The organism is uncultured Litoreibacter sp., assembly GCF_947501785.1.
In the GTDB taxonomy this organism is placed as follows: Bacteria; Pseudomonadota; Alphaproteobacteria; order Rhodobacterales; family Rhodobacteraceae; genus Litoreibacter.
Window position 1 is genome coordinate 1669694 of the sequence record NZ_CANMXB010000001.1, and the last position, 15117, is coordinate 1684810.

The window sequence follows — 15117 nt, forward strand, 5'->3', positions numbered from 1 at the left end:
GGGCAACGGCGTCAAGCGATGCCGGGCTACACGGTATCCAGACGGTATTTCAGAAAGACTTCGCCGTCATACACCACCTCACCGATGTGGCGCGCGCCTAGCCGGGACAATGCTGACAGGTTCTTGCGAGACGGCGGCAGAAGAAAAGTCACAAACGGAATGCGCGGGTCATCTTTGGCGAAAGTGATGGCCTGCAGGGCGATACGCCTACCCCATCCGAAAACATCAGGCTTCAAAACCAGACCGAAATCCCATTCATCAGCTTCTTTCTGGAAACCGCCCCACCCAATGTAATTCCCGTCTGCCAAAATCGCCCAGTGACCAAGCCCGTCTCGTGCCCAACAGGCCTCCTTCATGGCAACAAATTCGGTGGCGTCGGTGATGCTCCAGTCGCCGGTGAGCAGCGGCATATGCTCCGCCACGCGGGGGTCGGACATGTGGTCGGCAATTTCGGCGGGCTCTACTTCGGTGAGCCGCTTAAACGAAATGGGAGGGATCACCCACCGGCCGCCTGAACATAACGTACCGTCAGAAGGCCGCGCTCTCTTTTCCAGTCGAACACCTCTTGGCGTGGCGTCCATTTGTACCGCTTGTCGTCGCGCACGGTTTTCCAGGTCAGCTCCCCGCCGTCGCGCCACGGATCCAGAACCATGCCGTCATACATTGACGCCCCTCTGGCGCTGACGATGGCCGTGGAATGCTCAAGCCGCCAATTGTCGTAATTCGCAATGGCGCGGTGCAGGTCCAGCGTCTGAAAGTCCTCGGCCTTGAGGCGGTTCTCGATATCCTCGGCCCAGTGCCAGCACAGGCCGCGCGGCTTGGTCCCGTTGTTGACCTTGATGTTGTGGATGATCGCGGCATCGGTGATCTGGTATTCTTGGCGCAGCTGCGCGGTATAGCTGTACGAAATCCGCGCCGCCCGTGCGGCTTCTTCCGGGTCAATCCCCGGCCCCAGCGCCAAAATGCCCGCGGTCAGATCGGCGATGTTGCGGCTAACTTCGGTGTCGGCGGCTGCATTCGGCGTCAGAGCCGCGGACGGCAAGGCCGGTGTTTGGGCGGGCAAGGCCTCAACCGATTGGCGCTGCGCGTCGGGCGCGGAGCAGCCGACCGTCAATACCAGCGTGGCAATAGCCAGCCAATTGCGAATGGAGACAATCATCGTATTCCGCCCAAAAACCTCAAAAGTGTCGCTTGGTGTGCTAGCCCGACCCTGTGCGGATGTCGAGCCGCGGCCAGGATCACAACAAAGTGGATGCAAGGCAGCCACAGCCTTGACTTCGGCCAAAGTTTTGTGAAAAAATTTAGAACATGTATTTATTTTCAACGTGTTACAAATTTTTCTACCTATGGGGAATTCGCTCTTTCAGGCCGGGCGCCCATCTGCCACCATAGCTGAATGACCCAGCTTTTCACTCGCTCCGGCGCCCCCGCCTCACCCCTTTGTTTCGGCACGATGCAGTTTGGATCAAACGCCGATCACTCTGCCTCGGCCGCCCTCTATGCTGCATGCCGTGACGCCGGTATCAGTTTCTTTGACACCGCCTACGTCTATAATGACGGCATTTCCGAGGACTATCTCGGCGCATTTTGCGCGCATGAGTTGGACGATGTGCTGATCGCCACCAAAATCAACTACGGCGCGCCCTCGACCCGCGAGACCATCACCCAGAGCACCCAAACCAGCCTCGATCGGCTGAAGATGGACAGCGTCGACTTGATGTATCTGCACCGCTGGGACAACGACACCCCGCTGGAAGAAAGCCTTGAAGCCCTCGCCGAATTGAAACAGCAAGGCAAGTTCCGCTATGTCGGCATCTCGAATTTCGCGGCGTGGCAAGTGGTGAAAGCCGTGCAAATGGCCGCCACGTTCGATCTGAAAATCGACGTGCTACAACCAATGTACAACCTAGTAAAGCGTCAGGCCGAGGTTGAGATCATTCCAGCATGTGCCGATCAGGACGTTGCTGTCGTTCCCTACTCCCCCCTTGGCGGCGGGCTTCTGACCGGCAAATACGCGCAAGGGGCCGGGGGCCGCTTGAAAGATGTCGAGATGTATTCAAAACGCTACGATGTCAGCTGGATGCACGACACCGCCGCCGCGCTGCCGGGGCTCGCAGCCAAATACGGGACCGACCCGGCCACGCTCGCCGTCGCGTGGGTGGCGCATAATCCCGGCATCGCTGCACCGATCATCTCCGCCCGTTCGGTCGCGCAGCTGGAACCTTCGCTTGCAGCGGTCAGTTTTGAGATGACCGACGACATCTATGCTGACATGACGGCGCTCACACAGGACCCGCCGCCCGCTACCGATCGCCTCGAAGAGGCATGACCCGAAGGGTCTTGATCATTGGCGGGGGTATTGCCGGCATCTCTGCCGCCGCACGCATCTCGCCAGATGCAGAAGTCACGGTTTTGGAATCCGAAAACGCCATCGGGTATCACGCGACTGGCCGGTCAGCAGCCGCCTTTCTGAAGGATTACGGCAACGACACCGTGCGGGCCCTGAACTACGCCTCTGCCAACTATCTGGAGACCCACGATCTGCTGTCCCCGCGCGGCATGTTGTTGCTGGCCAAACCGCACCAATTCGATGCCTTTACGGCCGACTGCCAAGAGCTTGGGATGACCCAACTTGGCTTTGACGAAGCCAGACAGATGGTTCCTATTCTGAACGCTGACACATGCGCGTTCGCGGCGTATCGCGAGGACGTGTTTGACCTTGATACCGACAAGATGTTGCAGGGATTTGCCAAGGTCGCGCGTCAAAATGGCGCCGTCATCCGCTGCAACGCGAAAGTGAACTCCATAGTCCGTCGCGGGCGCGTCTGGTCGATTGAGGCCGAAGAGGCCTACGAAGCCGACATCATCATCAACGCGGCAGGGGCATGGGCGGATCAAATCGCTCAGATGGCAGGTGTGTCCTTGCTGGGGTTTCAGCCGATGCGCAGGTCGATGGCGCGTATCCCGGCGCCCGGCGGGCATGACGTCACCAAATGGCCATTCCTGCACGGCGTTCATGACGAGGATGGGGTTTGGTACGCCAAGAATGACGCGGGGAAGTGGTTGGTTTCGCCTTCCGAAGAGCACCCGATGGACCCGTTTGATGCATATGCGGACGACATGGTGCTCGCCCAGGGGTTGGCCCGGTATGAACAGATGGTGACCGAGCCGGTTACCCGGCTGGAAACTTCTTGGGCCGGGCTAAGAACATTTGCCCCGGACCGGGCATTGGTTCTGGGGCGGGACGCAACCACGCCGGCGTTTTATTGGTGCGCGGGGCAAGGCGGGTACGGCTTTCAAACCGCCCCCGCTGCGAGCCAGCTACTGGCGGACCTTTTGGCGGGAAGACCCCCACAGCTGACGGCTGATGTGATTGAGGCACTGAGCCCCAGCCGTTTCTCTCCAAGCCATTGATTTGGTTGGGACCGCCTCTTATGTAAGCGCCATGATGGCAAGCGATCCAGACCAGATCAAAGACCGGACGGAGCGGAGGCTGGACCGCCAGTTCGATGACATCGCGCGCCGTTTTCCGCTCATGCGCCGCCCGCTAAGTGCAATCCGCGCGCGGGGGTGGTGGATCGTAAGACTGCCCATAGCGCTGTTGTTTATCGCTGGGGGGATCCTGTCGATTCTGCCTTTTTTGGGGCTTTGGATGCTGCCGGTTGGCCTGCTGCTGCTGGCCGTTGACCTGCCGATGCTGCGCGGACCAATGTCCAACACCATGATCCGCACCCGCCGCCGCTACGATCTTTGGCGCCGACGGCGGGCCAGAAGGAAGCAGTCGAAATAGCTAGCCGTCTACCCGGATCTTTGCATTCTTCGGGTCAAACGGGCTGTCTTCCACAATTTCTGCGTCCCAAAGCTGGCGTTGCATCCGCACCTTCAGCTTGGTGCCAACGGTCGCCAGATCAGGCGACACGTAGCCCATGCCGATGGATTTCCCGAAGGCCACGGAATACCCACCCGACGTCAGGCGACCAACCTTGGTGTCCCCATCATAAAGCGCTTCGCGGCCCCACGGGTCCGCGTCATCCGGCCCGTCGATCAACAAAGTCACGCATTTTGAGCGCACACCAATGGCCTGCATCGCGGCCTTACCGCGGAACTCCTTCTCAAGATCCACGAAGCGCGGCAGGTCAGCCTCCATCGGCGTCGCATCGCGGCCAAGTTCAGTGCCAAAGGCGCGGTACGACTTTTCCTGCCGCAGCCAGTTTTGCGCCCGCGCGCCCACCAGCTTCATCCCATGTGGCTCGCCCGCCTTTTCGAGTAGGTCGAACAGGTAGTTCTGCATTTCCATCGGATGGTGCAGCTCCCAGCCCAGTTCACCCGTGTAAGCCACGCGGATCGCGTTGACGGGGCACATGCCCAGCTCGATCTGCTTCGCGCTGAGCCACGGGAAGCGCTTATTGCTAAGCGCCGTCGCCGGATCGGCATCCTTGATCACCGCGTTCAGAACATCGCGCGATTTTGGCCCGGCAATGGCGAACACGCCCCATTGCGTGGTCACATCCTGACACTCGATACGGCCAAACTCGGCTTCTTTGTCTTCGATGGATTTCCTAAGGTAATCAGCATCATAGGCCGTCCATGCGCCCGCCGAGACAAGATAGAATTCATCATCAGCCAAACGCACAATCGTGTATTCCGTGCGGGTCGTGCCCGCGTCGGTCAAAGCATATGTCAGGTTGATGCGGCCCACGCGGGGCAACTTGTTGGTGGTGAACCAGTCCAGGAACGCGGCGGCACCGGGCCCTTTGACGATGTGTTTAGTAAAGGCTGTCGCGTCGATCAGGCCCACACCTTCGCGGATGGCCGTTGCCTCTTCGACCGCGTATTGCCACCAACCGCCACGGCGGAAAGAGCGGCTGTCATGGTCGCTGAACCCTGCGGGTGCGTAGTAGTTCGGCCGTTCCCAGCCGTTCACCCAGCCAAATTGCGCCCCGCGGGCGGCTTGGCGGTCATAGGCGGGCGAGGTGCGCAGGGGGCGAGCGGCGGGTCGTTCCTCGTCAGGATGGTGCAGAATATAGACGTGGTCGTAGCACTCCTCGTTCTTGCGCGCCGCAAACTCGGTCGTCATCCACGAGCCGTAGCGTTTGGGATCAAGCGAGGCCATGTCGATCTCGGCTTCGCCTTCGACCATCATCTGAGCCAGATAGTATCCCGTACCACCAGCCGCCGTGATCCCGAACGAAAAGCCTTCGGCCAACCACATATTGCGCAGCCCCGGCGCGGGACCGACAAGTGGGTTGCCGTCTGGCGTGTAGCAAATCGGGCCATTGAAGTCGTCTTTTAGGCCGCAGGTCTCGCACGATGGAATACGATGGATCATGGCCATGTATTGCTCTTCGATCCGCTCCAGATCGAGCTGGAACAGGTCGGCGCGGAAGCTGTCGGGCACGCCGTATTCGAACCGTGCTGGCGCGTTCTTTTCGTAAACGCCCAATATCCAGCCGCCGCGTTCTTCACGCACATAAGACTGCGCGTCAGCGTCGCGGATAACCGGATGTTCGGGGTTGTCCTTGCGCCATTCGACCAGCGCGGGGTCCTGCTCCATCACGATGAACTGGTGTTCTACCGGGATGGCTGGAATTTTGATCTTCAACAGCTCAGCGGTGCGTTGCGCATGGTTGCCCGTCGCGGTGACCACATGTTCGGCAGTAATGACTGTTTGCTCGTCGGAGGGCACTAGATTGCCGCCCTTCTCGACCATTTTTGTGACGGTGACCTTCCACTCAGACCCAGTCCACTCGTAGCCGTCGACCTGCCATTTGCGTTCAATCGTGACGCCATGTTGGCGTGCACCTTTGGCCATGGCCATGGTGACGTCGGCGGGGTTAATGTAGCCGTCGGTTGGGTGGTATATCGCGCCTTCCAGGTCCTCGGTACGGATCAGCGGCCAGCGGTCCTTGATCTCTTTCGCGGTCAGCCACTCGTAAGGCACGCCCACGGTTTCCGCCGTTGCCCCGTACAGCGCATATTCATCCATCCGCTCTTTGGTCTGCGCCATGCGCAGGTTGCCGCAGATGGAGAAACCTGCATTCAGGCCCGTCTCTTCTTCCAGCGTTTTGTAGAATTTGATGGAATAGTCGTGAATATGCGTGGTGGCATAGCTCATGTTGAAATAGGGCAGCAGACCAGCGGCGTGCCACGTGGAGCCCGACGTCAGCTCATCGCGTTCAAGCAGCATTGTGTCCCAGCCGGCCTTACCCAGATGGTAGGCGATCGACGTACCGACGGCGCCGCCGCCGACAACCAAAGCTTTGACATGAGTTTTCATCGGCGCGGTCCCTTAAATAGCGTTGCGCCCTGATTGCCTGCTTTTTGGGTGCCCTGCGAAGCGGGAGTCGACATTCGTGCGACAATTGCGACCTACGTCGCAGCGCGTGTTGCTACTCTGTTGGGAAAACGCAGCGCTTGAAGCCCTGCTGGACGGTACAAACCATGCGCTTTGGTGCCTGATCTTCTTCTTGCGCCGATGATGACCCAAACAGCCCAGACAGTCTGGAAGCGAACGATTGTGGCACCGCTGGTTCATCCGGCTCCGCCGCAAGTGCCGCTTTGGCCTGTTCCAGCGCTTCTTGCTCCAATTGTTTCGCAATGGCTTCCAAAGGTGACGCCTCGGTCTCGCGTTGATCTGCAGAGGCGAGCAAGAGAACATCTGCCTCCCCCATACCCGGCACCGGGTCGGCCATCATTGTGTTCATGGACGCAAGGTCAAGCTGCGCCAAAACCTCCAACACATCCTGATCCTCGCTGGCGTTGGTCAGCACTTTGATTTCCACCTGACGTCCCATCCGCGCGTTGAATTGCCGGTACGCACGGTCCTCCGAAAGGGCGGTGGGTTCTACGAATTTCAATCCACGGACGATGGCAAAGTTCTTGGGATTTTCCGCCAACGCCATCACATCCTGCATCATGCCGAGCTGCTTGGCACCGGCTCCCTTCATGATGCGGGCTGGCAGGAACCGAACCCCCACCACAACCATTGTCTCGCCCTTCGAGTATGTCTTTTCGCGAAGTTGTGTTCCGCGCATGAACCTCTGCGACGCGGCATCAAGTGCCGCACTGACGTCAGCGGGGATTTCCCCAATCTCAGACGTTTGCTGCGTCTCAGGCTCAGCTCCGGCGCGCAGAATGTCCATGTCGGCCACGACATAGTCGCGTCGCGACCAGCCCTCCGGCGCCGGACCAAAATAGTCCCCAATGTCTTTGTTCGCCACGGTTTCACGTGTTCGCGCACCGAAGTTTTCCTTCACCACAGACACGTAATCCGCGACCGAGAACGACGCGTCCTCCGACAATATGCTCTTTTTCTGAAAATCAATCGCGACCGCTGCGCCAACGGCCATAATCCCGAAAGTCACCGGTAAAAGAATTGCGAGTTTTGACATGTCCACCACCAAATTACAGCTGTAATCCGGAGTTGAATAGTTGGGCTTTGCGGACAAAATGAGGCAACCGAAAGGCGATTTGGCGCAATGGACGCGCGCCTGCGCAGTCATTGGCCGAGTCCCGCCGGTGGCACAAAACCGCTTTCAGAGCAGGCGTCTTGCCCCTAAAGTATCAGCGAACTTTGCCAATGGAATGTGTAGTCATGATCAAACGCCGTATTTTCAGAACCTCAGTATTTGCCGCGCTCGTCGCCTCTGCCCCAGCAATCGCTATCGCCGCTCAATGCGGCAACAATTCTGGCGGGTTTGCCGCATGGAAATCGCAGTTCGCCAAAGAGGCTTCCCAAGCAGGCATTAAGAACGCGGGCCTGAAGGCTCTGGCGAATGCAAGCTATTCAAAAAGCACGATCGCCGCGGACCGCAACCAAAAGGGCGTGAAATATTCGCTGGACCGGTTCATCAAGATCAGGCTCGGCTCCGTCGACGGGTTTGCCGCGCAGGCGCGCAAACGAAAGGCTCGCAACCCGGGGTTCTATCAGTCGTTGGAGGCCAAATACGGGGTCCCAGCAGGCATCTTGCTTGCAATCCATGGCATGGAAACCGGCTTTGGCCGCAACATGGGCAACACGCCGGTTGTGGATTCTATCCTGACAGTGGCTTATGATTGCCGCCGCAGCGCGTTTTTTATCCCACACGCCTTGGCTGCACTGGCGATGGTGGATCGTGGTATCCTGTCGCCGGGTCAACGGGGGGCTGCGCATGGCGAGTTGGGTCACACGCAGTTCTTGCCGGGCAATGCACTGAAATACGGTGTGGATGCCACTGGCGACGGGCGCGCCGATTTCTACAATCAGGCGGACGCTTTGGCCTCTACCGCCAACTTCCTGCGCGCCAAAGGCTGGCAGCCTGGCCAGCCATACCAACAGGGCACGGCCAACTTCCGGGTTCTGAACGAATGGAATGCGGCGACCGTTTACCAACAAGCCATTGCCCTGTCGGCAGCGCGGATCGACCGCTAGAGCAGCATTACGGGTATTTGCGTGCTTTCGCCGTTTTGGCGATCGCGCCGCCGTTCTTCTTGCTTTGAGCCGTAGCACGCCATTCGTAGGTGTGTTGGCCTGATGGCGGGCAGGGGCTTTTGTATTTGAAGGCCCCGGGCTTGATCACCTTCTGCCCGCTATAGGCCACGACGCCGCCGCCATGGTTGTAGCTCGGCACATCCCGATCGACCAATTTGAACCGGATGTATTTGGTTCCCGCAGGCACGTTCCTAACGGCAAATGCCGGGTTGCTGACGCGGTTGGGTTTGCCAGTGGTACACAGCTTCAAGCCGTCCCATGTGAAGTTAATCTCAAACGCATGAGACGCCGCCGTGGACGTCAGCAAGGCAACGCAGGCGACAGCGAGGGATTTTCTGAATTTCATCATGGTAACACCTTTCTAAGGAACCCTGTCACGATACCGAAGTTTGGGGCTCCGTCAAACTGACGTCACAACATCCCCGGAACGACCTGATCGGGCGGGCGGTGCCCGTCATCGAATGTTTTGATATTGAGCAGAACTTTCTCACCCATCTCGACCCGACCTTCTTCCGTCGCCGACCCCATATGCGGCAGGGCCACGACATTGGGCAGCTCACGCAATCGGGGGTTGATGTCAGTGCCGCGTTCGAAAACGTCAAGACCTGCGCCCGCCAGCTCTCCGGCCCTGAGCATCCGCGTCAGCGCGTTCTCGTCTATGACCTCGCCGCGCGAGGTGTTCACAATGACCGCCGACGGCTTCATCAACTTCAAGCGGCGCGCGTTCATAAGATGATAGGTTGCAGGCGTGTGCGGGCAGTTGATGGACAGCACGTCCATCCGCGAAATCATCTGGTCCAGGCTTTCCCAATAGGTTGCCTCCAACCCGTCGGCGATACCTTGATGCACCGGGGTGCGATTGTGGTAATGGATTTGCATCCCGAAAACCCGCGCGCGCCGGGCGACGGCCTGCCCAATGCGGCCCATTCCCAAAATGCCCAGCCTGCGTCCCGCGATCCGCCCCCCCATCAAGGCGGTTGGCGACCAGCCCTCCCAGTCACCGCTTTGCATCTTTGCCAGGCCTTCGGGGATACGACGGGTAACCGACAAGATCAGCGCCAGCGTCATGTCAGCCGTGTCCTCGGTCACCGCGCCTGGGGTGTTAGACACCAAAATCCCGCGTTGCCTTGCCGTTGCGATGTCGATGTGGTCGACGCCCGCGCCATAATTCGCAATCAATTTCAGCTTATCGCCTGCCTGCCCCAGCATGCCGGCATCTATCTTGTCGCTCAGCGTCGGCACCAGGACGTCGGTCTCCCGCATCGCTGCTGCAAGTTCGGATTTGCTCATGGGGTCGTCGCTGTCGCGCAGCCGCACATTGAACAGCTCGCTCATCCGGGTTTCGACGACGTCTGGCAACCGTCGCGTCACGACAACACTTAGCTTTTGTCTCGGCAAGAGCACGCCTCCCCGCTGGAATATCTAAATCCATAGTGACAAGATCATCCGCGAAGGGGCAAGGTGAATAAGCCCCGAAGTAAAAAATAGCAGTCAGGGCAGGCAGCTTATGAAATCGGTTTTGGGTATGGCGGCTATTTGCGCCGTTTTGTGGTCTGGCCAAGCAATGGCGGCGGAACGTGGTCCGGTGACCAACTTGCCGATGCCGCGTTTCGTTTCACTAAAAGCATCTGAGGGCAATGTGCGCCGCGGGCCTTCGCTAACCCATCGGATCGACTGGGTTTTCCAGCGCCGCAACATGCCGCTTCAGATAATCGCCGAACACGGCCATTGGCGGCGTGTCCAGGATCGCGACGGCGCAGGCGGCTGGGTACACTACACCTTGCTGTCAGGCGTCCGGACCGTGCTGGTCGAAGAGGACATGGCCCCCATTCACAAGCTTGCCGACCCTTCATCTGCGGTTCAGGCCTATGCCGAGGCTGGCGTCATTGCGCGCTTGGGAAAATGTGTGGATGGCTGGTGCCGCGTCACCGTGGAAGGCTCCAAAGGCTGGATCAAACGCAGCGCGTTTTGGGGATTGATGGCAGGCGAAACGCGCGAATAGCGCGAATAGAACGCGTTATTCGTCGCCAAACAATTCCGAAAGCTGTTCCCAAAGCGGCTCTGATGCGGCGGTCAGCAGATGGCCCTTACGCATTGCCGGGCTGTAGGATCGCCCGTCCAGCAGGCGCGCCACGCCTCCGGCCTCCTGATAAATCAAAACGCCTGCGGCGTGATCCCACACGTTCAACATCCCATTGAGGCAGAACTGCGACGCGCCCTGTGTCAGCAAGCGGTATTCGTGGCACGAGCAGCGCAGCGTCTGCGTCCGCCGGAACTTCGGCAAGGTGGCGGCCAATTGCGCCTGCCGCTCTGCATTGAACAGATACATCCCCACAAAACCGAAGCAATCCGACAATGCGTCAGGTGGTGGTGCAAGCTGCATTGGTTCGCGCCGCCCATCGGCGCGGCAGAACAAGGCCCCCTGCCCTTTGCGAGCCATGATCCAGTCGTCATAGCTGGGGTCATAGAGCAGCCCGAAAACAGTCTCGCCGTCCTCGATCACAGCGAGAATTACGCCGTAAGTCGCGACACCATTTGCATAATTCCAGGTGCCGTCAATCGGATCAATAATGACGACCGTTCCCGGTTCCTTGACCCGCGCAAGGACACTTTTGTCCGCTGACACAGCCTCTTCGCCGACAATCGCAGCGTCTGGCAGAATGTCATGCACCGCCTTGGAGATCGCCAATTCAGCGGCACGGTCGGCTATGGTGACCAAGTCATCGGGCGCGGACTTGCTGTCGATCTCCAGCGCGCCAAGATTGCGGAAATGCGGCAATATCTCTGCCTTTGCCACGGCGCGTACGGTTTCAATCAGCGCATCGGTCTGTTCGTCGGTCAGCATAGGCGTCCCTAAATTTGTCCCCAAACCGTCAAACCACTGCTACGGGGAAAAAACAACCTTCATTCCCCGTAAGCTGACCTAAGGTGATTTTTCCAGCCCAGGCCGGTCAGGCCACTTTGTCCAGACCGCGCCCTTTCAGCAAGGCGTCCACGCCCGGCATCTTGCCCCGGAACGCCATGTATAAATCCGCCGCCTCCTTTGATCCGCCAGTCGAAAGTATCTGCGATTCCAACCTCTTAGCCATCTCAGGGTCAAAGGCACCCCCGGCCTCCTCAAACGCCTCAAACGCGTCGGCGTCCATGACCTCCGACCACATGTAGGAGTAGTAGGCGGAGGAATATCCGTCGCCCGCGAAGACATGGGCAAAATGGGGCGTGGCGTGGCGCATGCGGATGGCGGCGGGCATGCCGAGGCTGTCGAGGATTTCCGTTTGACGGGCCATGATGTCTGTTGGGACAGGGCCGTTATGAAACTCCAGATCCACCAAGGCAGAGGCCACGTATTCGACCGTCGCGAAGCCCTGGTCGTATGTCGCGGCCTTCAGCATCTTGTCCAGAAGGGCGGCTGGCATCGCTTCCCCGGTCTCAAAATGTGTCGCGTGTTTTTGCAAAACCTCCGGCACTTCCAGCCAGTGTTCATACAGCTGGCTGGGCAGTTCCACGAAGTCGCGCGGCACGGAAGTGCCTGAAATCGTTTCATAAGTTACGTCCGACAGCATCTGGTGCAGCGCGTGGCCGAACTCGTGGAAGAGCGTGCGGGCGTCGTCGTATGACAACAGTGCCGGGTCGCCTTTGGCGAAGTTGCACACGTTGATGACGTGGGGGCGGATGTCGCCCTTTAGCTTCTGTTGGGAGCGCAGGGCGGAGCACCATGCGCCAGAGCGTTTGCCGCCTCGGGCGAAGTAATCTCCAATAAAAACAGCGACATGCTGGCCGTTGCGGGTCACTTCCCACGCGCGGGCGTCTTCGTGATGCAGGGCCACGTCGAGTGGAGAAAAATCTAATCCAAACAATCGGTTAGCGCAATCAAACGCCGCTTCGATCATGTTGTCGAGCTGCAGATAGGGCTTCAATGCCGCCTCGTCCAAATCATGTTCCACGGCGCGGCGTTTTTCGGAATAGTAGCGCCAATCCCATGGTTCCAACGCGCCGTTTATGCCGTCGCCATGCATCATCTCTTGCAATTTCTCAGCATCCAGAAGGGCCTGCGCCTTGGCGGGCTCCCAGACTTTCATCAGCAATTCGCGAACGTTTTCAGGGGTTTGCGCCATTTCCGTGACAAGCTTATAATCGGCAAATGTGTCATGGCCCAACAGGTTGGCGCGTTCTTTGCGCAGGGCCAAAGTTTCCAACGCGATCTCGCGATTATCGGTCTCTCCACCATTCGCGCCGCGTGACACCCATGCGGTATACGCCTGTTCGCGCAGGTCGCGGCGGTCGGAATATTGCAGGAACGGCACGATTAACGAACGCGAAAGAGTGATGACGTATCCGTCAATATTTCGGTCTTTTGCCGCCTGTTTTGCGGTGTTTTGTACAAATTGGGGCAACCCTGAAAGGTCGTTTTCCCCAATTTGTACAAACCAGTCGCGCTCATCGGCGAGCAGGTTTTGGGTGAAGGACGTCCCGATCACGGCGAGGCGGCTTTTAATCTCCTTTAACCTGTCATAGTCGGCACCTTGCAATTGCGCACCCGCCCGCACGTACCCGCGCCGGTGGAGATACAGCACCCGCTCCTGCTCTGCTGTCAGTCCAAGCTCGTCTTTCTGCGCCCACAAAGCGTCGATCCGCGCGAAGACGGCGCGGTTCATCATCACCTCGGAACTGAAATCAGCCAGCTTCGGGGAAAAGGCGCGCTGCAGCTCTTCGCGTTTCGGCGTGGAGGACACTGCTGCCAGCAGGTAGAATGGCGCGAGCGCCTTTTCCATGTTCTCCCCCATCAGCTCGATTGCCTCGATGGTGTTGGCAAATGTCGGCGGCTCGGGGTTGTTGGCTATGGCGGTCAGCTGCGCGCGGGTTAGCACCAGCGCTTCCTCAAATGCCTCTGCCACATCTTCGTCGGTGAAAGCACCAAAAGGCGGCAGGTTGAATGGCGTGTTCCAGGGGGCGAGCAGCGGGTTTGTCATTGAGGGGTCTCCTTTGCACGTCAACCTAATGCGCGGACCGGCGGCTGCAACGGGTCAATGCGGCTTGTCACGCATTTGTCGTTCCAGGCGGCGCAACCCGAGGGACAGGGTGATCGTGAGCGTCAGGTAGATGAGGGCCACGATGTTGTAGGTCTCGAAGTATCGGAAATTGCCAGCTGCGGTGACCTTGCCCAGCTGCGTGATGTCGGACACGCCAAGGACGGACACGAGCGACGAGTCCTTCACCATCGCCACGAAGTCATTGCCAAGGGGCGGCAGGATGGTGCGGATGGCTTGCGGGAAGACGATGTGGCGGAAGCGTTGCCAGCGGGAGAGGCCCAGCGCTTCCGCTGCCTCGATCTGGCCCGGTTCGACGGATTGGATGCCCGCGCGGAAGACCTCCGCAATAAAGGCAGAATAGCCGATTGCAAGCGCCAGTGTGGCGCGCCACAGCAGCGGGAAGTCGCGGGTGCGCCACGGGTCCGCGCCAAGCGGTTCCAGCGCCCAATTGATGGCGTAGACCACGGCCGGGGCGACCACGAAGGCCACATAAAGCAGCAGCACAATGATGGGAATGCCGCGCACGATTTCGATGTAGAAGCGGGCGATCTGGCGAAGGATTATGGAGCGCGACAGCGACATGACCGCGAGGATCAGGCCTGTGAGCGACGCCATGAAGAAGCCGATAAGCGTCACCAATACGGTGATGCGAATGCCCTTGGACAGCGTGCCCATGACTTGGGAATACAAATCATTGGCCCAGACCTGATAGAACATCCACACCATCAGCCCGCCCAAAAGGACGAGCCAATAGGGGAAATCCTTATCGGGGTTTGACGGGCCCATCATGGCGCTGGGCTAAAGCTGGTTCAGCCGCCCAGCTTGTAGTCGAGGAACCATTTGGTGTTCAGCGCGTCGATGGTGCCGTCTTTGGTCATGTCGGCAATGGCAGCGTTGATCGGCTCCACAAGGTCAGAGCCTTTGGGGAAGATGAAGCCGAAATCCTCGGTCCCCAGCTTTTCGCCGACGATTTTCAGCGCACCGCCCGAAGAGTCGACATAGCCGTTGCCCGCGGTGCCGTCGGTTAGCACCAAATCCACATCACCCGTGCGCAGCGCGGCGACGCCCGCGCCGAAGGTCTCAAACTTGATGATGCGGGGGTTGGCCTCGTCACCATCCAGCACGTCATAGACGCCCACATAGAACGGCGTGGTGCCGGGTTGGGCGGCCATCAAGAGGTCCGCGTCAGCGGCGAAGGATTTAGCGTCGGAGAACCGGTCTTCATCGCCGCGCACCAGCATGACCATCTCGGAGGTCATGTATTTGTCGGAGAAATCCACCTGCTCTTTGCGGTCCTCGCGGATCGTGATGCCGGTCATGCCCACATCATATTGCCCGCTGGACACGGCCGGGATCATCGCGTCCCAGCTGGTGTTTTCATAGACCACGGTGATGTTGATGCGCTTGGCGATCTCCGCCACTGCGTCATATTCCCAACCGATGGCGTTGCCGGTGCCCGGTTCAATGAACTGCAGCGGCGGGTAGGCGTTTTCGGTGACGAAGACGACCTCTTTGCCGTCGAGATTTGGCAGGTGGCCGTCGGCCATGGCGGATGTGGCGAGGGTGGCGGCAAATAGCGTGGTCAGCAGTTTCATGTGTCAGACTCCAAATGAAATG

General features: G+C 59.1%; 15 protein-coding genes. 5 read left to right on the top strand and 10 right to left on the bottom strand.

Annotated features, from left to right (window positions below):
* Positions 1–26 precede the first annotated feature (26 nt).
* Positions 27–500, bottom strand: coding sequence for a GNAT family protein (locus Q0899_RS08300; RefSeq protein ID WP_299192145.1), 474 nt, complete (start codon positions 498–500; stop codon positions 27–29).
* The gene (locus tag Q0899_RS08305) at positions 497–1159 is read right to left on the bottom strand and encodes a hypothetical protein (protein ID WP_299192147.1); all 663 of its coding nucleotides are present in this window, start codon (positions 1157–1159) and stop codon (positions 497–499) included. The genes Q0899_RS08300 and Q0899_RS08305 overlap by 4 nt, the downstream gene beginning before the upstream one ends.
* 237 nt (positions 1160–1396) lie before the next feature.
* Between Q0899_RS08305 and Q0899_RS08310 the strand changes: the two genes are divergently transcribed.
* From Q0899_RS08310 to Q0899_RS08320, 3 genes are read left to right on the top strand one after another with little or no spacing between them, the layout of a single operon-like run.
* On the top strand, positions 1397–2329 hold the full coding sequence (locus Q0899_RS08310) for an aldo/keto reductase (protein ID WP_299192149.1): 933 nt from the start codon (positions 1397–1399) through the stop codon (positions 2327–2329).
* Complete coding sequence (locus Q0899_RS08315; protein ID WP_299192151.1) at positions 2326–3414, top strand: FAD-binding oxidoreductase; 1089 nt, start codon at positions 2326–2328, stop codon at positions 3412–3414. The genes Q0899_RS08310 and Q0899_RS08315 overlap by 4 nt, the downstream gene beginning before the upstream one ends.
* 31 nt (positions 3415–3445) lie before the next feature.
* Positions 3446–3790 (top strand): hypothetical protein, encoded by a 345-nt coding sequence (locus tag Q0899_RS08320; RefSeq protein ID WP_299192153.1) that lies wholly within the window; start codon positions 3446–3448, stop codon positions 3788–3790.
* Here the strand turns inward: Q0899_RS08320 and Q0899_RS08325 are convergent, their stop codons facing one another.
* A complete protein-coding gene (locus tag Q0899_RS08325; RefSeq protein ID WP_299192155.1) occupies positions 3791–6277 on the bottom strand; it encodes an FAD-dependent oxidoreductase in 2487 nt (828 codons plus the stop codon).
* A 112-nt stretch (positions 6278–6389) separates the two neighbouring features.
* Entirely contained in the window at positions 6390–7391 is a 1002-nt protein-coding gene (locus Q0899_RS08330; RefSeq protein WP_299192157.1) for a hypothetical protein, read from the bottom strand.
* A gap of 203 nt (positions 7392–7594) precedes the next feature.
* On the opposite strand from Q0899_RS08330, the gene Q0899_RS08335 reads away from it, so the two are divergent.
* Positions 7595–8410, top strand: coding sequence for a lytic transglycosylase domain-containing protein (locus Q0899_RS08335; RefSeq protein WP_298296473.1), 816 nt, complete (start codon positions 7595–7597; stop codon positions 8408–8410).
* A gap of 7 nt (positions 8411–8417) precedes the next feature.
* Here the strand turns inward: Q0899_RS08335 and Q0899_RS08340 are convergent, their stop codons facing one another.
* Together Q0899_RS08340 and Q0899_RS08345 are read right to left on the bottom strand one after the other, a co-directional pair.
* Complete coding sequence (locus Q0899_RS08340; RefSeq protein ID WP_298296470.1) at positions 8418–8819, bottom strand: hypothetical protein; 402 nt, start codon at positions 8817–8819, stop codon at positions 8418–8420.
* Between the two features lie 62 nt (positions 8820–8881).
* Complete coding sequence (locus Q0899_RS08345) at positions 8882–9868, bottom strand: D-glycerate dehydrogenase (RefSeq protein WP_298296467.1); 987 nt, start codon at positions 9866–9868, stop codon at positions 8882–8884.
* 127 nt (positions 9869–9995) lie between these two features.
* Here Q0899_RS08345 and Q0899_RS08350 point away from each other — a divergent pair, with 127 nt between their 5' ends.
* Entirely contained in the window at positions 9996–10472 is a 477-nt protein-coding gene (locus Q0899_RS08350; protein WP_298297750.1) for an SH3 domain-containing protein, read from the top strand.
* Between the two features lie 15 nt (positions 10473–10487).
* Here the strand turns inward: Q0899_RS08350 and Q0899_RS08355 are convergent, their stop codons facing one another.
* From Q0899_RS08355 to Q0899_RS08370, 4 genes are all read right to left on the bottom strand, one after another.
* Positions 10488–11315: an inositol monophosphatase family protein gene (locus tag Q0899_RS08355; RefSeq protein WP_298296463.1), complete on the bottom strand. Its 828-nt coding sequence runs from the start codon at positions 11313–11315 to the stop codon at positions 10488–10490.
* Between the two features lie 106 nt (positions 11316–11421).
* A complete protein-coding gene (locus Q0899_RS08360; RefSeq protein WP_299192161.1) occupies positions 11422–13440 on the bottom strand; it encodes a M3 family metallopeptidase in 2019 nt (672 codons plus the stop codon).
* A gap of 54 nt (positions 13441–13494) precedes the next feature.
* Complete coding sequence (locus Q0899_RS08365) at positions 13495–14286, bottom strand: amino acid ABC transporter permease (protein ID WP_299195332.1); 792 nt, start codon at positions 14284–14286, stop codon at positions 13495–13497.
* Positions 14287–14309: 23 nt separating this feature from the next.
* The gene (locus tag Q0899_RS08370; protein WP_298297744.1) at positions 14310–15047 is read right to left on the bottom strand and encodes a transporter substrate-binding domain-containing protein; all 738 of its coding nucleotides are present in this window, start codon (positions 15045–15047) and stop codon (positions 14310–14312) included.
* Positions 15048–15117 lie beyond the last annotated feature (70 nt).